Raw genomic sequence first — 21,148 nt, forward strand, 5'->3', positions numbered from 1 at the left:
GCACCGCCTGCCTTCAAGCGCGAGCCGGTGCTCAGCGCCAGGCGCCGCGCCAATACTGGATCGGCAGATGCGCGGCCTGCCAGTCGCTGACGCCCAGCTCGTGAGCCCAGCGCACCGGCAGGTACGGGTCGCGCAGGGCCGCCCGCCCGGCGGCGACGGCGTCGGCCAGGCCGGCCACCAGGATCTGCTCCGCCTGCATGCCGGAGTCGATGATGCCGACGGCGACCACCTGCGGCTGCCCTCCGCCCGGCGTCGTCATGCCGTCCACGGCCTGCTTGACCTGGGCGGCGAAGGGCACCTGGTAGCCGGGGCCCGCCGGCACCTGGGCGGGCGCGTTCCCGCCGGTGGACACGTGCAGCACGTCCACGCCCGCCGCCACCAGCTGCCGCGCCAACTCGGCGGTGTCATCCCCGGTGAGCCCGCCCTCGGTCCAGTCGGTGGCAGACAGGCGGATGTCGAGGACCTTGTCCTCCCCGATGGCCGCGCGCACCGCCCGAACCACCTCCAGGGCGAAGCGGCGCCGCCCCTCGGCGGAGCCGCCGTAGGCGTCGGTGCGGGTGTTGGACAGCGGCGAGAGGAACTGGTGGATCAGGTAGCCGTGGGCGCCGTGCAGTTCCACCACGTCGTAGCCGGCGGCCACGGCGCAGCGGGCGGCGTCGGCGAAGGCCTGCACGGTGTCGGCGATCTCCGCGGTGGTCAGCGCGCGCGGCACCGCGTGGCCGGGGTAGGCCACCGCACTCGGCGCCACCAGATCCCAGTCGGGCAGGGTTCCGGAGCGGGCCCCCTCGACGTCGGGCCGCCACGGGGGCGTGCCCGCCTTGCGGCCGCCGTGGCCCAGCTGCACGCCCGCCAGCGCGCCGCCGGCGTGGATCGCCTCGACGATGCGGCGGTGGCCGTCCACCTGGGCGTCGTCCCACAGGCCGAGGTCGTAGGGGGACAGGCGCCCCGCGGGAGTGACGCCGGTGGCCTCGACGATCACGGTGCCGAAGCCGCCCTGGGCGCGCGAGCCGTAGTGCACCACGTGCCAGTCGGTGGCGATGCCGTCCTGGTTCTCGACCGAGTACATGCACATGGGTGGGAGCCAGAGGCGGTTGCGGGCCGTGAGCCCGCGCAGAGAAAGGGGCTGAAGGAGCTGTGGATTCGCCATGGCGTCACGCTACGCGTGCCGACCGTCGACGGCCAGGGGTGCGGTCGGGATCACTGCCGCCCACCCACGTGGGCTCGATAGCCTTGGCACATCATGACCACTTCCGCCCTCGCCCCCTCCCGCCCCGTCCCGTACGGCGACCCCGCGCACACGCCCGCCCCGATCACCCGGCGCGTCGACGACGTCGCCCTCGTATTCGAAGGCGGTGGCATGCGCGGCACCTACACCGCGGCGCTGGTGCAGGTGCTGCTGGAGGAGGGGTTGTTCTTCCCCTGGGTGGGCGGCATCTCCGCCGGCACGACCAACACCGTCAACATGGTCTCCCGCGACCTGTGGCGCACCCGTGAGGCCTTCGTCGGGCTGACCACCGACCCCGACGCCGGCGGGTGGGGCAGCTTCGCCCGCGGCCAGGGCTACTTCAACTCCGAGCACATCTACCAGCACACCTCCCTGCCGGACGAGCTGTTCCCCTTCGACTGGGACACCTTCAAGTCCTCCGCGGCCACCGTGCGCCTGGGCGCCTTCCGCTGCGACACCGGCGAGGAGGTCTACTGGGGCCTGGAGGACATGGACGTCATGGAGGACCTGCTGGTGCGCTGCCAGGCCTCCTCATCCATGCCGGTGCTCATGCCCACCGTCCACATCGACGGCGTGCCCTACCTCGACGGGGCGCTCGGCCCCACCGGCGGTTTCCCCACCGACGCCGCCGCGGCCGACGGCTACGAGCGCATGCTCGTGGTCTCCACCCGGCCGGCAGGCTACCGCAAGCCCGCCGAGAAGCGCGCCGCCGCCTACCGGCGCATGTTCCGCAAGCAGCCGGAGGTCGCCGAGGCCATCATCAACCGGCCCGACGGCTACAACCGCACCATTGAGGAGCTGGAGCAGGGGCGCCGCGAGGGGCGCGTCTACCTGTTCCAGCCCGACCGCATGGCGATCGAGAACGGTGAGCTGCGCTACGACCGCGTGGTGACCGCCTACGAGGCCGGCCTGGCGCAGGCCCGCCGGGAGCTGCCCGACATCCTGGAATTCCTCGGGTTCTGAGCCCGACGGCGACCGCCGCCGGGCGGTGGACGACGACGCTGTGACAATGTCAACGTCTGATTTCGTTGGCGTCACGAATGGGGTCATGCTGTTCTTGGGGCTCGTACCGCCCGAACCCGGGCGGGCGACGGCCTGAACGGAGACATCTATGACCAATAAGCCCAAGATCGGGATCGTGCTCGGCTCGGTGCGGGAGGTTCGCCTCGGCGAGCAGATCGCCCAGTGGGTGCTTGAGCACGCGCGCGCCCGCGGCGACGCCGACTACACCATCATCGATGTCAAGTCCTTCGACCTGCCCCTGTTCACCTCGCAGGTTCCGCCAATGATGGCGAACAAGCAGTATGACGACCCGCGGGTGCAGGCCTGGTCAGACGCCATCGACTCCCAGGACGGCTTCGTGTTCGTCACCTCCGAGTACGACCACGGCATTCCCGGCGCCTTCAAGAACGCCACCGATCACCTGTTCTCCGAGTTCCAGAACAAGACCGTCGGCTTCGTCGGCTACTCCGGCGACGGCGCCATCCGGGCGGTCGAGCAGTGGCGCACGGTCCTGGGCAGTTGGAGCATGCACGTGGTCTACCCGCCGGTGCAGCTGATCCTCGTCACGGACACCACGGCGGACATGGCCACCTTCACCCCCGTGGACCGGCGCGACGTCCAGTTGGCCGAGACCCTCGACGCCGTCGTCGCCTCCATCGCCGCCCGTCAGGGCTGAGGCGCGCCGGGCGCGCCCGCGAAGCCGAAGGTGGTGATCGCGGGCACGGCCCGGCCGCCGTCGAGCGCCGCGGCCAGCAGCCGCAGGACCTTCAGTTCGTGCGGCGGGACCGGCTCGGGCAGTGCGTCCAGCGCAAACCACCTCAGGGCGCCGGACTTGTGCGGCTCCTGGATGGTGGGTGTGCCGCGCCAGCGAGTCAGGGTGAAGAAGAAGTCCGCCCGCTGCTCGAGGGCCGGCCCGCCGACGGCGTTGCTGCGGTGCATGGCGGTGAGCGGCACCAGATCGCCGGGATCGACGACGACGCCCATCTCCTCGGCGCCTTCCCGCACGGCCGCCGCGGTCACCGACTCGCCGGGCTCGACGTGCCCCGCGATCCCGGCGGCCCAGTGCCCGTCCATGAATCCGGTGTTGCGGCGCAGCTGCAGCAGCACCTCGGTAGCGGCGGCGCCGTGAGGCCAGCCGGCAGGGGAGCGGGGCGCGCGGTCGACGCCGACGGGATGGCCGGCGCCGAGTGTCTCCGTGGCCATGGCTGTGGTGGCGTCCTTTCGGGGACGCAGCAACAGCACGTAGGCGGCGGGCACGAGCGCGAAGGGCGCGGCGTCGTCGGGGCCGGCAGGGCGGGGGAGAGCGGGCATGCCCGCACGCTAGCGCAGCGCTGCGGCCTCGTGGCATTCATGCCGGAGCCCTACGGGGTACACAGGTGGCACATAAGCGGGGTCACCAGACTGGTTGGCGACCAGCAAGCCGGTACCGCGGCGGCGGTGGAACATGCGCACCGTCGTCGGGCGCCGGCAGCACACCTGAAGGAGATCCCCGTGCGTTTCAGTCGTACCACCGAATACACCGCCGACCTCGACGACGACCGCTTCTGCATGCGGCGCCGCTCCGTGCTGCTGGGCGGACTCGGCCTGGCCACGGTCGGCGTGCTGACGGCCTGCGGCCCCTCCAACGACTCCGCCTCCACCGCCACAGCCACCACCGAGACGGCCGCCGACGCGGACACCACCACCTCCGCCGACGCGGAGGCCGCCGTCGGCCCGGAGTACCACGAGGCCTCCGAGTCCAACACCGCCCTGTCGGGCGGTTCCTGGACCGGCTCGATCGGTGACAAGGAGATCACCCTGAGCGGCGCCTACTTCGTCGACGGCATCGCGGCCACCATCGACGGCGGCACCTTCGAATCCACCAACGGCGACGAGACCGTCTTCCTGGTCGTCAACGGCGGCAGCCTCACCGTCACCAACGCCCGCGTCAACAAGTCGGGCGACGCCTCCACCGACGGCGAGCACGGCGTGGATGACTCCTACAGCTTCTACGGGCTCAACTCCGCGATCGTGGTGGTCGGTGAGGGCAGCAGCGCCAGTATCGACCAGACCACGCTGACCACCGACGCCTCCGGCGCCAACGCCGTCGTCGCCACCGGCGGCGCCACGGCCGAGGTCACCGCCTCCGCCATCGCCACCACCGGCGAGTCCTCCCGCGGCCTGCACGCCACCTACGCCGGGGCGATCACCGGCGCCAACCTGACCATCACCACCGAGGGCGCCCACTGCGCCGCCGTCGCCACCGATCGCGGCTCCGGTACCGTGACGGTGGACGGCACGAACACCTTCACCACCGCCGGCGACGGCTCGCCCTGCATCTACTCCACCGGTGAGATCACCGTCTCCGGCCTGACCGGCGCCTCCGGCCAGGGGCAGGCGATTGTGGTCGAGGGCAAGAACCACGCCACCGTCTCCGATTCGACGTTCACCACCGACTCGGAGACCGCCGGCGTCATGCTGTACCAGTCCATGTCCGGGGACGCCGCCGACTCCGACGCCGCCACCGAGACCTCCACCCTCGCGCTCACCGACGTCACGCTGACCTGCAGCCGGGACGTGCCCATCCTCTACGTCACCAACACCACCGCCGAGGCCACACTCACCGGCTGCACGCTGGAGACCGCCGGCGGCCTGGCAGCCGCCGACGAGGACCGCTGGGGCAACTCCGGCTCCAACGGCGGCACCCTGACCCTCACCCTGGACGCAACCAGCTTCGATGGCGCCATCACCGCCGGGAGCACCTCCGCCATCACCGTCAACACCATCAACGGGGGCGCCGCCACCGGCACCACCTCCGGCGACGTCACCGTCTCCTGACGCCACGGTTCGCAGGGCCCCTTGCGGCGTGTGCGGCGCGCTTGAGGCCGGCACTTGTCATGGAATGCACCTCTTTCTGCGTCTGCTTCCTGAGGGGGCTCCGCGCTCACCGCAGAATCATGCGACTCGATGCGGCGCGCCAGGGGCGGTTGCGGTTGAAAGTGGTGCATTCCGTGACAGGCGTACCTCGTCTAGCGGCCGCGGTGTGCCGCGGGTACCGGCGTGGGCGTGTAAGCGGCGGTTGCACGGGCGAGTGGGGAAGGCCTTTGACGCGTGGGCTAGCCATTAATAGGGAATTGGAGGAATCCCACAAGTTGCGCTCGCGGATCCGGGCGGCAAACGGCGGTGCGTTGCGGGCCCTCGCACCTCTACGGTGGTGGCATGAGCACAAACATGCGCCCTGCCGTCCGCTCCAACACCGCTCCCGCCGCGGTGCCCCTGGCCCGCCGCGTCGCCCGCGAGGCGGCGCTCATCATCGGTGGCGCCGCCGCCATCGCCCTGATCGGTCAGATCGCCCTGCCACTGCCCTTCACCCCGGTGCCGGTCACTCTCGGCACACTGGCCGCCCTCGGCGTGGGCGGCGTGCTCGGCTCCCGGCGCGGCCTGGCGGCCGTGGCCCTGCTCGCCGCGGCGGCCGCCCTCGGAGCCCCGGTGCTCGCGGGCTGGAGCGGCGGTATCACCGCCTCCTTCGGGTACGTGCTCGGCTACGGGCTCGCCGCGCTGCTCGCCGGCCGCGCCGGAACGGTCGCCGTGGGCCGCGGTACGCCGGCGGTCCTGCGGGCGGCGGCGGTGCGCGTGGGACTCATGCTCGCCGCCTCCGCGCTGGTGTACGTGCCCGGCCTGCTGTGGCTCAAGGCCGCAACCGGCGCGCCGTGGAACGCGGTGTTCGTCATGGGGCTGGCGCCGTTCGTGGTGGGTGACCTGCTGAAGTCCTTCGCGGCCGCCCTCGTGGTCCGCCCGGCGGCGCTGCGCTGACTCGCCCCACTCCCGGATCCTGAGACCGGCCGTTCGCAATCCGGTCGGCAGCGATAGGACTGAATCATGACCTCCCCAGCGCAAACCCCTAGTTCCTCCCAACCCGCCGACCCGACGCCGGCTCCCCGCCGCAACGACGAGGACCGCTCGGCCTACATCGCCGTCACGGTCTTCCCCTTGCTGATCCTGCTGGCCTTCGCCGCCGCGATGTTCGCCCCCGAGGCGCTCAGCCCGCTGTCCGCCGGCACCAACTACGCCCTGGGCATCATCATGTTCGGCATGGGCCTGACCCTGACGGTCCCCGACTTCGCCCTGGTGGTGCGCCGCCCCCTGCCGGTGCTGGTGGGAGTGGCTGCCCAGTTCGTGGTCATGCCCCTTATCGCCTGGACCCTGACCCGCATCTTCCAACTGGACCCGGCCCTGGCCGCCGGCGTCATCCTGGTCGGCTGTGCCCCCGGCGGCACCTCCTCCAACGTCATCTCCTACCTCTCCCGCGGTGATGTGGCGCTGTCGGTGACCATGACCTCGATCTCCACGCTGCTGGCCCCACTGCTCACGCCCCTGCTCACCCAGTGGCTCGCCGGCCAGTACATGCCCGTCGACGCCGGGTCCATGGCCATGTCGATCGTGAAGATCGTGCTGGTGCCCGTCATCGGCGGCCTGCTGATTCGTGCCTTCCTGGGCCGCTTCGTGGAGCCGCTGCTGCCCGCGATGCCCTGGATCTCTGTGCTCGGCATCTGCTACGTGGTGATCGCCGTGGTCTCCGGTTCTGCCGACAAGATCGCCTCCGCCGGAGCGCTGGTGCTGCTGGTGGTCGCCCTGCACAACTGCCTGGGTTACCTGCTCGGCTACCTGATCGGCCGGGTGACCAGCCACGACGAGAAGGCCTCGCGCACCACCGCCATTGAGGTCGGCATGCAGAACTCCGGCCTGGCCGCCGGCCTCGCCGCCCAGTACTTCAGCGCGGAGGCCGCCCTGCCCGGAGCGGTCTTCTCCATCTGGCACAACCTCTCCGGCGCCGTGGTCGCGGCCCTGTTCCGCCGCCGGGACGCCCGCGCCGCCAACTGAGGCTTCGCCCGACGACGGCGTGTGCCCGCCCGTGGTGGTGGGCATACGCCGCGGCCTCGCGCCCAGGCGGTGTTTCACGGCGGCTGGCGCTCGCGGATCCCCGGAGCGGGCGGGCGGACTCACCTGCGAGTGTCCGAGTCCGGGGCCTACTGCCTGCCCAGCGGCAGGAATGTGGCGGAGGTTACTTGCGCGGCCGGTAGTGGCCGGTTCTGCGCCGCCCATCGTTGGACATAGCCCCGGCCTTGACGTCCGGGGTGTAAGGCGTGTTTCCAAATGCGGGTATCGTGAGACGGTCCGTTCGGTCCCAAGGTCGCCCGCGGGTGGCTGTGTCTGGGCGGCAATGTCCGTAGCCTCACCGGAATCGGCTCCCACGCGGGGCCCGGCCCTCCGGCGGCCCGCCAAAGAGAAGACCGCATGTTTCCGTACCTAATGCGCAGGCTTGCGAACTACGCGATCCTGTTGGTCATAGCGACCGTCTTGGCGTATTTCCTCGCCGCGACGCAGCTCAACCCACTCGGGTTGTATGACCTGAGCAATACCAAGCTCAACTGGGACGGCATTTACGCCACACTCACGTCCTATAACATCAACCCCAATGATCCGGTCCTGGATCGGTTCAAGATTTGGGCCACGGGCGTGCTCACCGAGTGGGACTGGGGCAAGACTCCCAAGGGTGAATCCGTCAATGCCATCGTTGCCCGCCGCATGTGGGTATCGGTGCGGCTGGTCTTCCTCGGCTCCCTCATCGGTATGGGCGTCGGCACGGCGCTGGGCGCCTGGACCGCCACCAAGCAGTACTCCGCCGCGGACCGCATCATCACGGTGCTGTGCCTGATCGTCTTCTCCACGCCGGTCATGGTCATCGCCCTGTTCCTCAAACTCGGGGCCATCAAGGCCAATGCCGCCCTGGGCGGGCAGGTCTTCGAGTTCGTCGGCGAGGGCTCCGGCTTCGTCGGTCGCGCCCAACACCTGCTGCTGCCGACCATTTCCATGTCGCTTACGGGCATCGCGACCTACTCGCGCTATCAGCGCAACCTCATGCTCGACACCCTCGGCGCCGACTATGTGCGCACCGCACGCGCCAAGGGACTGCGCAAGCGCCAGGCCATCACCCGTCACGCGTTGCGCACCTCGCTGATCCCCATGGGCACCTACTTCGCCTTCGCTCTGGCCACCATGTTCGTAGGCGCCTCCATCACGGAGACCGTTTTCACCTGGCACGGTATGGGCGAGTACGCCGTCACCTCGATCTCCACCTTCGACATCAACGGCACCGTAGCCGTGGTCGCCTTCTCCGGAATGATGACGCTGATAGGCGCCCTCTTGTCAGACGTCCTCGTGGCCGTCATCGACCCCCGCGTGAGGGTGAGCTGAAATGGCAGACGCGTCCCGCAATGACAGCACCTCCGGCGGCAGCAGCCGCTCGGATTCGGTCATCGGCCCCGACTCGGCGCCTGGCGCCTCCCTGGAGACCGCCATTCCCGGCAATGCGCCGGAGATGGCCGACTCCGCCGCGCAGACCGCGCGCCTGACCCGCGGTCAGATCCTGCGCCGCCGCTTCTTCCGCAATAAGAGCGCCGTGGGCGGCCTGGTGGGCTTCGGCCTGATCGTGCTGCTGGCCGTCGTCGGCCCGCGCATCGCCCGCTACCACTACACCGAGCCCGATTTCCTCGCCTTCCACGTCCCCCGAACGCCGATCACTGGCTGGGAACCACCAAGGACGGCTCGGACGTGTTCGCCATGGTGATCGAGGGCCTGCGCAAGTCTCTGATCATTGGCCTGAGCGTGGCCGCGATCCAGACCGGCGTGGCTGCCATCGTCGGCAGTGCGGCCGCCTACTTCGGCGGCTGGTTCGACAAGGTCGCCCTGTGGGTCATCGACCTGCTGCTGGTGGTGCCCTCCTTCCTGATCATCGCCATCGTGTCCCAGTCGGTCTCCGGCCAGTCCAAGGGCTCGATTCCGCTGTTCATTATTCTGCTGGCCGCATTCGGCTGGATGCTGACCGCCCGCGTCATCCGTTCCATGACGCTGTCCGTGCGGAACATGGAGTACGTGACGGCGGCCCGCTACATGGGGGTCAGCGCCCCGCGGATCATCGCCCGCCACATCCTGCCCAACGTCTCCTCCTACATCATCATCGACGCCACGCTCGGCATTGCCAGCGCGGTGCTGAGCGAGACCACGCTGTCCTACTTCGGCTTCGGCGTGAAGCCCCCGAACACCTCCCTGGGGACGCTCATTCAGCAGTCGCAGGGTGACGTCGCCGTCTACCCGTGGGCCTTCATCGCCCCCGCCGTGGTGCTGATGGTCATGCTGGTGTGCGTAAACCTCATTGGCGACGGCGTGCGTGACGCCCTCGATTCCTCGTCTAAGTCTGGAGGCCAGGCATGAGCCGCTCCCACAAGCAGGCCCCCGCATTCGAATCCGACGCTCTGCCCGACCCGGCCGCCGCCGCCCCACTGCTGGAGGTCCGCGACCTGTGCGTCACCTTCCCCTCGGAGGACGGTCAGGTGCACGCCGTGCGCGGCGTCAACCTGGACCTGGCTCGCGGCGAGGTGCTCGCCCTGGTCGGTGAGTCGGGCTCGGGCAAGTCGGTGACCTCCACTGCCGTCATGGGACTGCTGGACGAGTCGGCTGCCGTGTCCGGTTCGGTCAAGCTGCACGGCACCGAGCTTCTGGGCCGTTCAGACGCATACATGTCGAAGCTTCGCGGCACCCAGATCGCCATGGTCTTCCAAGACCCGCTATCCGCCCTCACCCCGGTGTACACGGTGGGTCAGCAGATCGTGGAGGCCCTGAAGATCCACAACCGCGGCATGTCGGACAAGGATGCGAAACGACGCGCCATCGAGTTGCTGGACCTGGTGGGTATTCCCAACCCCACCGTGCGCGTGAACGCCTATCCGCACGAGTTCTCCGGCGGTATGCGTCAGCGCGCCGTGATCGCCATCGCGATCGCCAACGATCCCGACCTGATCATCGCCGACGAGCCCACCACCGCGCTGGACGTGACTATTCAGGCGCAGATCCTGGACGTGCTGCGTACCGCGAAGCAGGAGACGGGCGCCGGCGTCATCATGATCACTCACGACCTGGGAGTGGTGGCCGGCATGGCCGACCGGGTCAGCGTCATGTACGCCGGCCGGATCGTGGAGACCGGCGACGTCGACGACGTGTTCTACCGCCCCCGCATGCCCTACACGATCGGTCTGCTCGGCGCGCTGCCCCGCCTGGACACCAAGAAGGACTCCGCCCTGGCCACCCTGGAGGGAAACCCGCCGTCGCTGCTGGCCGAGCCCACCGGCTGCCCCTTCGCCCCGCGCTGCCCCATGGTGCAGGACGCCTGCCTGGACGGCGAGCCCGCCCTGGCGCCGGTGCGCCCCGATGGCAGCCTCGACGCCGTAGACGACGCCCCCGCGGGCCCGCAGCTGTCCGCCTGCCGTCGTTTCCCGGAGATCGAGAAGAACAACCTCAACTACCGGGACATCTACCCGGTGCCCAAGCTCAAGACGCCGGAGGCCCTCGACCTGCCCCATGAGCAGCGCGAGGAGGTGCTGCGGGTCACCGAGCTGGTAAAGGACTTCCCGCTGATGAAGGGTGCGGTCTTCAAGCGCCGCGTGGGCACCGTCCATGCCGTGGCGGACGTGTCCTTCGACGTGCGCAAGGGTGAGACCCTGGCGCTGGTGGGGGAGTCCGGCTGCGGCAAGAGCACCACTCTGCTGGAGGTCATGGACCTCAAGTCTCCCCAGCACGGCACGATCGTGGTGCTCGGCAAGCAGACGGACAAGCTGTCACGCGGTGAGCGTCGCCGGATGCGTCAGGACGTGCAGATCGTCTTCCAGGACCCGATGGCCTCGCTCGACCCGCGCCTGCCGGTGTTCGACCTGATCGCCGAGCCGCTGCGCGCCTTCAAACGCCCCAAGCAGGAGATCGCCGACCGGGTGGCCGAACTGATGCAGCTGGTCGGCCTGGAACCCAGCCACGCCAACCGCTACCCGCGCAACTTCTCCGGCGGGCAGCGCCAGCGCATCGGCATTGCCCGGGCGCTGGCCCTGGAGCCGAGCCTGTTGGTGCTGGATGAGCCGGTTTCCGCCCTGGACGTCTCCATCCAGGCCGGGGTGATCAACCTGCTCGACGAGCTGCGCGCCACCCTGGGGCTGAGCTATCTCTTCGTGGCTCACGACCTGTCCGTGGTGCGGCACATCGCCGACCGGGTCGCGGTCATGTACCTGGGGCGGATTGTGGAGATCGGCGACGTTGACGCGGTCTTCTCCGCGCCGGCTCACCCCTACACGCAGGCGCTGCTCTCCGCCATCCCGATTCCGGATCCGGTTAAGGAACGCACCCGCAGCCGCATCATCCTGCAGGGCGATCTGCCCTCGCCGGCCAACCCGCCCTCGGGCTGTCCCTTCCGCACTCGCTGCCCCAAGTTCGCAAATGAGCTCGACGATGAGCAGCGAGAGGCCTGCCTGACCCGGCTTCCGGACTTCTTCACGATGGGGGAGGACCATCGGCTCTCCTGCCACTACTCGGAGCACGCCAGCGTGTTCTGAGCCTTCGGGTGTGCTCGGATCGGTGTGGTTTGGCGGCCAACGCCAATCCGAGTATCAGACAGGTGTCAGAAACACTCGTATGGTTTTCACAGCTGCCGGGCACTTCACGCGTCCCGCTTGCCAACAACCGTTCAGCCAAACCGCTCAGCCGATCCAGAAACGGAGTACCACCAATGCAAATCAACCGTCGTCTCTTCCTCTCGGGCACCGCCTCGGCGGCCGCCCTGGCGGCCCTGGCCGCCTGTGGCGGGGGCTCGTCCTCCTCATCCGCCAGTGCCTCTGCCGGCGCGGTGGAGTTGGCTGCCGCGGACATCAACCCGCAGGACCGCTCCGCCCTGCAGCAGGGCGGCGAGTTCCGCATTCCGATCGAGGCCATGATCCCGAACTACAACCCGCTGCACATCGACGGCAACGTCGGGGACAACGGCACCACCCTGCAGGGCTTCACCGGCGTGCGCAACTGGATCTACAACGAAGACGGCACCTTCGAGGTGAACGAAAACTTCTGCCTCGACTACACCGAGGAGGAGGTGGACGGCAAGACGGTCATCACCATGCACCTCAACCCCGAGGCCAAGTGGAACAGCGGCGAGTCGATCCAGGTGGCCGACTATCAGGGCTGCTGGCAGGCCTGCAACGGTGAGAACGAGGACTTCAACGCCGTGGTCGCGTCCACCGACGGCTGGGATCACATCGAGTCCATTGAGGCCGGTGCCGATGAGTTCGAGATGATCGTCACCTTCGATGCCGTTTTCCCTGACTGGTCGAGTGTTTTCTCGGACGCCTCCCTCGTTCCGGCGTCGCTCACCACCGATGCGGAGACCTTCTCCTCCTGGACCGATGCCTCCGTCACCGACTATTGGACCGGCCCCTACCTCGTCACGGATGCCGATTCCGCCAAGCAGGTTCTCACCCTGGAGCCCAACCCGAACTGGTGGGGCGACGCCCCGCTGCTGGACAAGATCACCCTTCGGGCCATGGACTCCTCCCAGCTCGGTACCGCCTTCGGCAACAACGAGATCGACTATGTCTATCCGATTATCGACGCCGCCATCTACGACCAGTGCAGCCAGCGCGCCGACGGTGAGATTCGCCAGGCCTACGGCGTGCAGTGGCGCCACTTCACCATGAACGGCTCCTCCGGCATCCTGGCCGACCAGGCCGTGCGCCAGGCCCTGGTCAAGGGCATGGACCGCCTCACCATCACCGAGGGCGACTTGCAGGGTCTGCCGGTGCCGGCCTCCCAGCTGCAGCTCGGCAACCATCTGTTCATGCCTCATAACGAGGGCTACGCGGACAACACCGGGGACTACGCCTACGACCCGGAGGCCGCGGCGGCCGATCTCGAGGCCGCCGGCTGGACCCTGGCCGAGGGCGCCGAGTTCCGTGAGAAGGACGGGCAGAAGCTCTCCATCAAGTACCTGCGCATGCCCGACATCTCCACCTCCGCCACCGAGGGCCGTATCCTGCAGGCCAATATGGCGGAGATCGGCGTGGAGATCGTTATGGATGACACCAATCCTGAGGACTTCAACGTTCGTCTTCATGACGGCCAGTTCGAAATCACGGCCTTTGCCTGGGTGGGTACTCAATACCCCATGGCCAATATCGGCCAGATCTACGGCGAGGGCTCTGCCTCCAACTACTCCGGTGTCTCCGACCCGGAGCTGCAGGAACTCATTGGCCAGGTGGCCACCGAGGCGGACCCGGACAAGCGCATCGAGCTGGCCAACCAGGCCGACGCCAAGATCTGGGAACTGGCCACCGTCACCCCGATCTACTCCCGCGTGGACTACCGTGCGGTGCCGAAGACCCTCGCCAACTACGGCGCCTTCGGCCTGTCCACCGCACGTCCGGAGGACGTCGGCTACATGGCGGAGTAAGCGACCTTCGGTTCGTGATCCGGCGCCGGTCGGGGTTAGATCACGGGACACCACGCACGGTTCCCCGCTGACAACCGAGCCGGCATTGTTGACGGCGGTGCCCACCTCAACCAACTGCTTGAGGTGGGCGCCGCCGTTTGCACAGCGGCATTCGCCTACGTGGATGAGGCAGGATGGGGGAGTGCCCACGATTGTTCTGCGTTCACTGACGGGCCGGATCGGGACCGTCCTGGTTGCGCTCGCCTGCCTCTACCCGGTTATGGTCATCTGGCTCGCCGATGGCTACGGCCACGGCCTGAAGGCGCTGGCGGTGGCCGTCGCCGTCGTCGTCGCGGTCTGGCTGCTGTGGTGGCGCCCGCGGGCCGTGGTCGCCGAAGACGCCATCGGCGTGCGCAACGCCTTCCGCAGCCACCGCATCCCCTGGGAGTCGCTGCACGGCACCCGTACCCGCTGGGGACTCGTCTTGGAACTCGGATCGGATGACTCTGCCAGCAACGTGACCGTGTCCGCCTGTCAGCGCGGCGGGGTATTCACCGCTGTGCGGCACGAGCGCCGTGCCGTTCGCGTGGACGAGGCCTACGTGACCGCCACGGTCACCGACCCGTCCGAGGATGCGGCTAACGCCGAGCGTCCCACTTACCGCACCCATATGGACGCCGGCGACGCCGCCCACCTGATCGAGCTCTACCGCGCCGCCCGCACCGAGCACCTGGCACTGACCCGCCGGCTGCGGCGACGCGCCCAGCGGCTCGGCAAGCTACCTGCTGACTCCGCCGGTCAGGACCGTCCGTCTTCGGCTGGATTTTCGCCGGTTCCCACCACCCGCTGGGACTGGGCCCCCACTGCCGCCACCGCCGTCGTCGTGCTCCTGCTCGCGGTCGCGCTCATTGCCCTCTGACGCCCCGCAGCCGACCGCACGGCTTCCGGCGGTGTCGCGGCCGCTTGCCGGCCCCCACCCGGCCGACGTCGAGGAGGGGAACAGACGCCGTCCCGGTCCCCGTCGGATCACGGGGAAGCAGAGGTGAGCGGCCGCACAGGCGGCATGTCGCGCCTGTCATGGCCCGCCGGCGCGCGCGGCGGTACCCTTGCTGAGTTTGTGCGCCCGCGGGCGCTTGCCTAGGGGAGGAATCAGCCCATATGACCGTGCGCCAGGATCTGCGCAACGTCGCCATCGTCGCCCACGTCGACCACGGCAAGACCACTCTCGTCGACGCGATGCTCTGGGAGGCCGGTGCCCTCGGCAACCACGCCAACCAGGACAACACCGGCGAGCGCGTCATGGACACCGGCGAGCTGGAGCGCGAGAAGGGCATCACCATCCTCGCCAAGAACACCGCCGTCCACTACGCCGGCCCGGCCGCCATCGACGCGGGACTGCCCGCCGGCATCACCATCAACGTCATCGACACCCCCGGACACGCCGACTTCGGCGGCGAGGTCGAGCGCGGACTGTCCATGGTGGACGGTGTGCTGCTGCTCGTGGACGCCTCCGAGGGCCCCCTGCCGCAGACGCGCTTCGTGCTGCGCAAGGCCCTGGAGGCGAGCCTGCCGGTGATCCTGGTGGTCAACAAGGTGGACCGCCCCGACTCCCGCCTGGACGAGGTCGTCTCCGAGACCACCGACCTGCTGCTCTCGCTCGCCTCCGACCTGGCCGACGAGCACCCGGACATCGACCTGGACGCCGTGCTGGACGTGCCCGTCGTGTACGCCTCCGCCAAGGCCCGCCGCGCCGACACCGTCAAGCCCGCCGACGGCGAGCTGCCCGCCTCCAAGAACCTCGAGCCCCTGTTCCGCACCATCATCGAGCGGATCCCCGGCCCCTCCTACGACGAGTCCGCGCCCCTGCAGGCGCACGTGACCAACCTGGACGCCTCCCCGTTCTTGGGGCGTCTCGCCCTGCTGCGCATCCACGCCGGCACCCTGCGCAAGGGGCAGACCGTCGGCTGGGCCCGCCACGACGGCTCCATTGCCTCCGCCCGCGTCTCCGAACTGCTGGTCACCGAGGGCCTGGAGCGCAAGCCCGCCGAGGAGGCCCACGCCGGTGACATCGTCGCCGTCGCCGGCATCGAGGACATCACCATCGGCGAGTCCCTGGTCGACCCCGAAGACCCGCGGCCCCTGCCGCTGATCAAGGTGGACGACCCCGCCATCTCCATGACCATCGGCATCAACACCTCCCCGATGGCCGGCCGCACCAAGGGTGCCAAGGTCACCGCCCGCCAGGTCAAGGACCGCCTGGACCGCGAACTGATCGGCAACGTCTCCCTGCGCGTGCTGCCCACATCCCGCCCCGATGCCTGGGAGGTGCAGGGCCGCGGCGAACTGGCGCTGGCCATCCTGGTGGAGCAGATGCGCCGCGAGGGCTTCGAGCTGACCGTCGGCAAGCCGCAGGTGGTCACCAAGATGGTCGACGGCAAGCGCTATGAGCCGGTCGAGCGCATGACCATCGACGTGCCCGAGGAGCACCTGGGCGCCGTCACCCAGCTCATGGCCGCCCGCAAGGGCCGCATGGAGACGATGACCAACCACGGCACCGGCTGGATCCGCATGGAGTTCCTGGTGCCCGCCCGCGGCCTGATCGGCTGGCGCACCCAGTTCCTCACCGAGACCCGCGGCACCGGCATCGCCTCCTCCATCGCCGAGGGCTACGAGCCCTGGGCGGGCCCGATCACCGCCCGCACCACCGGCTCCCTGGTCTCCGACCGCGCCGGCGCCGTCACCGCCTACGCCCTGATCCGGCTGCAGGACCGCGGCACCTTCTTCGTCGATCCCGGTCAGGAGACCTATGAGGGGCAGGTCGTTGGGGAGAACCCCCGCGACGAGGACATGGACGTGAACGTGGTGCGCGAGAAGCAGCAGACCAACATGCGCTCCTCCACCGCCGACGTCTACGAGGCACTCACACCGCCGCGCCGGCTCACCCTGGAGGAGGCCCTCGAATTCGCCTCCGACGACGAGTGCGTGGAGGTGACTCCGGACGCCGTGCGCATCCGCAAGGTCATCCTCGACTCGCAGGAGCGCTTCAAGGCCGCCGCCCGCCGTCGTCGCGCCGGCGCCTGAGGCGCCGGACTGTCGCCGTCCCAACCCGGGAGTGTGCCCATGAACCAGGTCCCGCTCGACGACGCCGTCGGCTCGCCCGCCGCGGCCCCCGAAGCCTCGGCGGCCTCAGCCGCGTCCGGTGCCCGCGCCGGCCACACGGTGCTGCGCCCGCTGCTGGCCGCGCTCGGCGCCACCCTGCTCATCGCTTGGCTGGGGCTGGCTTGGGCGACCACCCGCACCCTGGCGCCCGGTTCCGCCGTCTCCGGCGTAGACGTCTCCGGCATGACCCGTGCCGAGGCGGTCGCCGCCGTGGAAGCCGGCATCGGCGCCCAGCTCGAGCAGCCGGTCACCCTGATCGTCGACGACGCCTCCGACGCCCTCGTTCCCGCGCGCTCCGGCGTGAGCGTGGACGCCGCCGCCAGCATCGACCGCCTGACCGGCCCCACCCTCAACCCCGTAACCCTGGTGCGGCGGCTGTCCGGCACCCGCGTCGACGCAGTCGTAGCCGTGGACGCCGACGCGCTCACCCGCGCCCTCAACACCCGCCTGGACACGCTCGCCACCGGCACCGCAGACGCCGTCGTCACCCTGGACGGCACCACCCCGGTGCTCACCCCCGGCTCGGTCGGCACCGGGCTGGATGTGGCGGCGAGCGTGAGCGCCCTGGACGACGCCTGGCCGCTGGGTGCGGACAGCATCGCCCTGGCCTCCGGCACCGCCACCCCGGCCATCACCGACGCCGACGCCCAGGACTTCATCGACACCGTCCTGAGCCCCCTGTTGAGCGCCGACATCACCGTCACCGCCGCAGGTACCGGCGCCGCGGCCGCCACCGGCGAGGCCGTGCTGACACCCGCGACGCTCGCCGCGATGACCACCATCGACTCCAGCGACGGCACCCTGACCGCCGTCCTGGACGCCGATGCGCTGCACGACGCCGTCGTCGCCGCCCTGGGAGAGGGCATCGAGACTCCGGCCACCGACGCCACCTGGACCATCGACGGCGATCCCGCCACCGCCGCGGACGCCACCCCCGTCTACCACGCCGCCACCACCGGCACGGGCATCGACGCGGGCGACCTGGCCGACGCCGTCCTGGCCGCCGGCACCGAGGTCGGCGGGGCACGCACCGCCGCCGCTACCGTCGCCGTCCTACAGCCGGAGGTCACCACACCGGAGGAGGAGTGGGGGGTGGCCGAGATCGTCGGCGAGTTCTCCACCCCCTACTTCTCCCAGTACGGGCGCGACCAGAACCTCCAGCGCGGCACCGAGATGATCAACGGCACCCTCGTCGCCCCGGGGGAGACCTTCTCCACCACCGACGCCCTCGGTCCGGTCGACCTGGAACACGGCTACACCTACGCGGGCGTGGTCACCGACGGGCAGCACACCGACGCCATGGGCGGCGGCCTGTCTCAGGTGGGCACCACCGTGTTCAACGCCGGCTTCGAGGCCGGCATGGACGACGTGGAGCACTGGCCCCACACCTACTGGTTCACCCGCTACCCGGCCGGCCGGGAGGCCACCATCTGGACCGGCGTCAAGGACGTCAAATGGCGCAACTCGACGCCTTACACGGTGTTGGTACAGGCCTGGGCCGGCGACGGGGAGGTGCACGTACGGCTGTGGTCCACCCCCTACTACGAGGTCACCATCACCGAGGGGGAGCACACCAACTACCGGCCCTACGCCACCGTGCACGGCTCCGGGCCGGGCTGTGAGCCCTACGGCGGCGGCACCCAGGGATTCGACGTCACCGTCACCCGCACCCGCAGCCACGACGGCGAGCGCCTGCCCGACGACGTCCTCACCACCGCCTACGACTCCGACAACCCCGTGGTGTGCAGCTGAGCCAGGCGGCGTCGGGCTGTGCGGGGCCGGGGAAGGCGCGTCGGGGGCAGGCGGTCCGCGGTCAGCGGGCGCAATTCGCACTTGGTGCGTGACGCAAAGAGGGGCGCCCGGCGGGCTGGAATCGGCGTATTTGCTGACATCTTGCGCGGCTATTGGGTCCGGCACCGCGGCGGGGAGATACTTGGGGGCGCAGATGCACCCGGCCGCGGCCCCGCGCGGTATGCCCGGATACAGAGAGGAAGCAGTCAATGACCTACGTGATCGCTCAGCCCTGCGTGGACGTCAAGGATCGTGCGTGCGTGGACGAGTGTCCGGTCGACTGCATCTATGAGGGCGAACGCAGCCTGTACATCAACGCCGACGAGTGCGTCGACTGCGGCGCCTGCGAGCCGGTGTGCCCCACCGAGGCGATCTTCTACGAGGATGACGTGCCCGACGAGTGGGAGGACTACACCCGGGCGAACATCGACTTCTTCTCCCTGAGGGGCCTGGGCTCCCCGGGCGGCGCGCAGAACGTCGGCCCGCAGGACTACGACGATCCCATGATCGCCGCCCTGGAGCCCCAGAATGAGGACTGGAAGGCCGCCAACGGCTACTGAGCCTGCCACCCCCACAAGGAGAGCAACGAATGAAGAACACCCTCCGCAAGCTCATCGTCCTGCCCCTGGTAGCCGTCGCTGCGCTGGGGCTGACCGCCTGTTCCGACGCAGCCGAGACCGCGTCCAACAACATCTCGAAAGCCTCGGACAACTTCGAGATCAACCGCCGCATCGTGTTCTTCAACGGCATCACCGACAAGTACCTCCTCGAGATCGAGGGGTACTGCTCCATCACCGCCGACAGCGAGGACAGCCAGCTGGAGGTCATCTGCCTGGTCGGCAAGGACGAGGACGGTGGCTACCTGTTCAAGAAGCACTTCCTGGGCCTGAGCGACAACGTCACCTACTTCGTCGAGCAGACCGACGCGTCGGTCGTGGACCCGTATCACTACCGAGTCGTATACCGTCCCGAGACGATCGTTCCCGACATCGACTTCCAGACCTCGGGGTCGAACAGCACCGCTTCCGGTGACGCCGCTGCCGACACCGGGTCGGTGACCGAGGGCGGGGAGGAGTCCGCGTCCAACCCGACCGGCGGCGCAACCCAGGACCCGGCCCTGGATCGCGACGGCGACGTCACCGCGCCCGATGACGAGGACTGACTCAGTATTGGGACTCCCCGAATCCATAGAGGGCGCGCTGGAGCAAGGTATCGGAAGATGAGACGCCTTACGCCGCGGTTTGCCGGAGCGCTGCCGCGGAGGCGAGAACGCGACACAATGGCGGCGTGAACGCCTCCACGCCCGCCGCCCCCGACTCCGCCGCTCCGGCTGCCCTGCCCCGCCCGCTCGCGCTGCCCGACTTCCCCTGGCACTCCCTGCGCCCCTACCGGCAGCGGGCCGCCCAGCACCCGGGCGGCGTCGTCGACCTGTCGATCGGCACGCCCGTGGACCCCAGCCCGGCGATCGCCCGCGAGGCCCTTGCGGCCGCCGCGAACGCCCCCGGCTACCCGCCCGCCGACGGCACCCCGCAGGTGCGCGCCGCCATCATCGACTGGATGCGGCGCCGTCGCGGCGTCACGGGCCTGAGCGACGCCGCCGTGATCCCCACCATCGGCTCCAAGGAGTCCGTGGCCCAGCTGCCGCTCCAGCTCGGCGCCCGCCCCGGTGACCTCATCGCCCATCCGCGCGCCGCCTACCCCACCTACGACGTCGGTGCCCGCCTGGCGGGCGCCACCCCCGTCCCGGTCGACACCGCCGCCGACCCCGACTCCTGGGAGCTGCCCGACGGTCGGCTCGTCGCCATCTGGCTCAACAGTCCCGGCAACCCCGACGGGCACGTCCTCTCCGTCGACCAGCTCGCCCGCATCGTCGCCTGGGCGCGGGCGCGCGGCGTCGTCGTCCTGTCCGACGAGTGCTACGCCGAACTCGCCTGGGAACAGCCCTGGGCCACCGACGGCGTCCCCAGCCTGCTCGACGCCCGCGTGACCGGCACCGGCCCCGACGGCACCCCCGACCTCACCGGCCTGCTCGCCCTGTACTCCCTGTCCAAGCAGTCCAACCTCGCCGGCTACCGGGCCGCCTTCCTCGCCGGCGACCCGACGCTGGTGGCCGCCGTCACCGAGGTGCGCCGCCACACCGGCATGCTTCCGCCGGCGCCCGTGCAGGCCGCCCTGGCCGCCACCCTCGCCGACGACGCGCACGTGGTGGCGCAGCAGGCCGTCTACCGGGCCCGGCGTGAGGCGCTGCTGGAGGCGACGGCCGCCGTCGGCCTGGTCAATGACCCCGACTCGGTCGCCGGCCTATACCTGTGGCTGAGCGGGTCGGCGTCCATGAGCGCCTGGGATCTGGTGGGCGCCTTCGCCGAACTGGGGATCGTCGTCGCCCCCGGGGACTTCTACGGCGCGGCCGGCGCCGGGCATGTGCGCATGTCCCTGACCGACACCGACGAGCGGGTGGCCGCCGCGGTGCGGCGCCTGCACGCCCCCGACGCGGCCGCCCTGTTCGCCGGCTGAGGCGGCCGGCCGGCGCCCCGTCCGGGATGGCGGGTGCCGCGCCGTCCTCGTCCGGTCTGCGTGACTGAAGCTGGTGTTGCCGCATCGGCTGGGGCCGTAGATTTCCGCAGCACCCCGGAAACCGACGGGATGGAGGCGGCCTGCGAATGCTCATACCTTTCTTTGTCGTCAACGACGACGGC

At 69.8% G+C, this 21,148-nt stretch carries 18 protein-coding genes; 16 read left to right on the forward strand and 2 right to left on the reverse strand.

Annotated elements, in window-relative coordinates; all coding sequences use genetic code 11:
• Positions 1-31: 31 nt before the first annotated feature.
• Positions 32-1,147 carry an NADH:flavin oxidoreductase/NADH oxidase gene (locus tag C3B71_RS04370; RefSeq protein ID WP_108966378.1) on the reverse strand — a complete coding sequence of 372 codons (1,116 nt, stop codon included), beginning with the start codon at positions 1,145-1,147 and terminating at the stop codon, positions 32-34.
• Between the two features lie 93 nt (positions 1,148-1,240).
• Between C3B71_RS04370 and C3B71_RS04375 the strand changes: the two genes are divergently transcribed.
• Together C3B71_RS04375 and C3B71_RS04380 are read left to right on the forward strand one after the other, a co-directional pair.
• Positions 1,241-2,188: a patatin-like phospholipase family protein gene (locus tag C3B71_RS04375; RefSeq protein ID WP_108966380.1), complete on the forward strand. Its 948-nt coding sequence runs from the start codon at positions 1,241-1,243 to the stop codon at positions 2,186-2,188.
• Between the two features lie 148 nt (positions 2,189-2,336).
• Positions 2,337-2,903 carry an NADPH-dependent FMN reductase gene (locus C3B71_RS04380; protein WP_073327365.1) on the forward strand — a complete coding sequence of 189 codons (567 nt, stop codon included), beginning with the start codon at positions 2,337-2,339 and terminating at the stop codon, positions 2,901-2,903.
• On the opposite strand, the gene C3B71_RS04385 is transcribed toward C3B71_RS04380, so the two are convergent.
• Positions 2,894-3,538, reverse strand: coding sequence for an NUDIX hydrolase (locus C3B71_RS04385; RefSeq protein ID WP_181574876.1), 645 nt, complete (start codon positions 3,536-3,538; stop codon positions 2,894-2,896). The genes C3B71_RS04380 and C3B71_RS04385 overlap by 10 nt on opposite strands.
• A gap of 180 nt (positions 3,539-3,718) precedes the next feature.
• On the opposite strand from C3B71_RS04385, the gene C3B71_RS04390 reads away from it, so the two are divergent.
• The 14 genes from C3B71_RS04390 to dapC all read left to right on the forward strand — a co-directional run bounded on the left by C3B71_RS04390 (position 3,719) and on the right by dapC (position 20,966).
• The gene (locus C3B71_RS04390) at positions 3,719-5,044 is read left to right on the forward strand and encodes a hypothetical protein (RefSeq protein WP_199912575.1); all 1,326 of its coding nucleotides are present in this window, start codon (positions 3,719-3,721) and stop codon (positions 5,042-5,044) included.
• Positions 5,045-5,425: 381 nt separating this feature from the next.
• Positions 5,426-6,019 (forward strand): biotin transporter BioY, encoded by a 594-nt coding sequence (locus C3B71_RS04395; RefSeq protein WP_073327362.1) that lies wholly within the window; start codon positions 5,426-5,428, stop codon positions 6,017-6,019.
• Positions 6,020-6,085: 66 nt separating this feature from the next.
• Positions 6,086-7,087, forward strand: a complete 1,002-nt coding sequence (locus tag C3B71_RS04400; RefSeq protein ID WP_108966382.1) for a bile acid:sodium symporter family protein — start codon at positions 6,086-6,088, stop codon at positions 7,085-7,087.
• Between the two features lie 414 nt (positions 7,088-7,501).
• Positions 7,502-8,461: an ABC transporter permease gene (locus C3B71_RS04405; RefSeq protein ID WP_073327359.1), complete on the forward strand. Its 960-nt coding sequence runs from the start codon at positions 7,502-7,504 to the stop codon at positions 8,459-8,461.
• Position 8,462: 1 nt separating this feature from the next.
• A complete protein-coding gene (locus C3B71_RS16780; RefSeq protein WP_325048218.1) occupies positions 8,463-8,834 on the forward strand; it encodes a hypothetical protein in 372 nt (123 codons plus the stop codon).
• On the forward strand, positions 8,828-9,478 hold the full coding sequence (locus C3B71_RS04410) for an ABC transporter permease (RefSeq protein ID WP_325048225.1): 651 nt from the start codon (positions 8,828-8,830) through the stop codon (positions 9,476-9,478). Before C3B71_RS16780 ends, C3B71_RS04410 begins: the two co-directional genes overlap by 7 nt.
• Positions 9,475-11,640: a dipeptide ABC transporter ATP-binding protein gene (locus C3B71_RS04415; protein WP_108966384.1), complete on the forward strand. Its 2,166-nt coding sequence runs from the start codon at positions 9,475-9,477 to the stop codon at positions 11,638-11,640. Before C3B71_RS04410 ends, C3B71_RS04415 begins: the two co-directional genes overlap by 4 nt.
• 173 nt (positions 11,641-11,813) lie before the next feature.
• A complete protein-coding gene (locus C3B71_RS04420; protein ID WP_073327356.1) occupies positions 11,814-13,523 on the forward strand; it encodes an ABC transporter family substrate-binding protein in 1,710 nt (569 codons plus the stop codon).
• A gap of 181 nt (positions 13,524-13,704) precedes the next feature.
• The gene (locus C3B71_RS15830; RefSeq protein ID WP_159097640.1) at positions 13,705-14,421 is read left to right on the forward strand and encodes a PH domain-containing protein; all 717 of its coding nucleotides are present in this window, start codon (positions 13,705-13,707) and stop codon (positions 14,419-14,421) included.
• A gap of 239 nt (positions 14,422-14,660) precedes the next feature.
• Positions 14,661-16,583, forward strand: coding sequence for a translational GTPase TypA (typA, locus tag C3B71_RS04430; RefSeq protein ID WP_108966387.1), 1,923 nt, complete (start codon positions 14,661-14,663; stop codon positions 16,581-16,583).
• 39 nt (positions 16,584-16,622) lie between these two features.
• A complete protein-coding gene (locus tag C3B71_RS16685) occupies positions 16,623-18,413 on the forward strand; it encodes a VanW family protein (protein ID WP_108966389.1) in 1,791 nt (596 codons plus the stop codon).
• A 248-nt stretch (positions 18,414-18,661) separates the two neighbouring features.
• Entirely contained in the window at positions 18,662-19,012 is a 351-nt protein-coding gene (gene fdxA / locus C3B71_RS04440; protein WP_108966391.1) for a ferredoxin, read from the forward strand.
• Positions 19,013-19,041: 29 nt separating this feature from the next.
• The gene (locus C3B71_RS04445; RefSeq protein WP_199912576.1) at positions 19,042-19,614 is read left to right on the forward strand and encodes a beta-sandwich lipoprotein; all 573 of its coding nucleotides are present in this window, start codon (positions 19,042-19,044) and stop codon (positions 19,612-19,614) included.
• Positions 19,615-19,739: 125 nt separating this feature from the next.
• On the forward strand, positions 19,740-20,966 hold the full coding sequence (dapC, locus tag C3B71_RS04450) for a succinyldiaminopimelate transaminase (RefSeq protein WP_108966393.1): 1,227 nt from the start codon (positions 19,740-19,742) through the stop codon (positions 20,964-20,966).
• The last annotated feature ends 182 nt before the right edge of the window (positions 20,967-21,148 follow it).

The organism is Actinomyces sp. Z16 (assembly GCF_003111765.1).
In the GTDB taxonomy this organism is placed as follows: domain Bacteria; phylum Actinomycetota; class Actinomycetes; order Actinomycetales; family Actinomycetaceae; genus Actinomyces; species Actinomyces glycerinitolerans.

Bases quoted from the DNA above. Each gene is read 5' to 3' on its own strand.
- C3B71_RS04370 (WP_108966378.1), bottom strand. From the start codon at position 1,147: ATGGCGAATCCACAGCTCCTTCAGCCCCTTTCTCTGCGCGGGCTCACG.
- C3B71_RS04375 (WP_108966380.1), top strand. From the start codon at position 1,241: ATGACCACTTCCGCCCTCGCCCCCTCCCGCCCCGTCCCGTACGGCGAC.
- C3B71_RS04380 (WP_073327365.1), top strand. From the start codon at position 2,337: ATGACCAATAAGCCCAAGATCGGGATCGTGCTCGGCTCGGTGCGGGAG.
- C3B71_RS04385 (WP_181574876.1), bottom strand. From the start codon at position 3,538: ATGCCCGCTCTCCCCCGCCCTGCCGGCCCCGACGACGCCGCGCCCTTC.
- C3B71_RS04395 (WP_073327362.1), top strand. From the start codon at position 5,426: ATGAGCACAAACATGCGCCCTGCCGTCCGCTCCAACACCGCTCCCGCC.
- C3B71_RS04400 (WP_108966382.1), top strand. From the start codon at position 6,086: ATGACCTCCCCAGCGCAAACCCCTAGTTCCTCCCAACCCGCCGACCCG.
- C3B71_RS04405 (WP_073327359.1), top strand. From the start codon at position 7,502: ATGTTTCCGTACCTAATGCGCAGGCTTGCGAACTACGCGATCCTGTTG.
- C3B71_RS16780 (WP_325048218.1), top strand. From the start codon at position 8,463: ATGGCAGACGCGTCCCGCAATGACAGCACCTCCGGCGGCAGCAGCCGC.
- C3B71_RS04410 (WP_325048225.1), top strand. From the start codon at position 8,828: ATGGTGATCGAGGGCCTGCGCAAGTCTCTGATCATTGGCCTGAGCGTG.
- C3B71_RS04415 (WP_108966384.1), top strand. From the start codon at position 9,475: ATGAGCCGCTCCCACAAGCAGGCCCCCGCATTCGAATCCGACGCTCTG.
- C3B71_RS04420 (WP_073327356.1), top strand. From the start codon at position 11,814: ATGCAAATCAACCGTCGTCTCTTCCTCTCGGGCACCGCCTCGGCGGCC.
- typA (WP_108966387.1), top strand. From the start codon at position 14,661: ATGACCGTGCGCCAGGATCTGCGCAACGTCGCCATCGTCGCCCACGTC.
- C3B71_RS16685 (WP_108966389.1), top strand. From the start codon at position 16,623: ATGAACCAGGTCCCGCTCGACGACGCCGTCGGCTCGCCCGCCGCGGCC.
- fdxA (WP_108966391.1), top strand. From the start codon at position 18,662: ATGACCTACGTGATCGCTCAGCCCTGCGTGGACGTCAAGGATCGTGCG.
- C3B71_RS04445 (WP_199912576.1), top strand. From the start codon at position 19,042: ATGAAGAACACCCTCCGCAAGCTCATCGTCCTGCCCCTGGTAGCCGTC.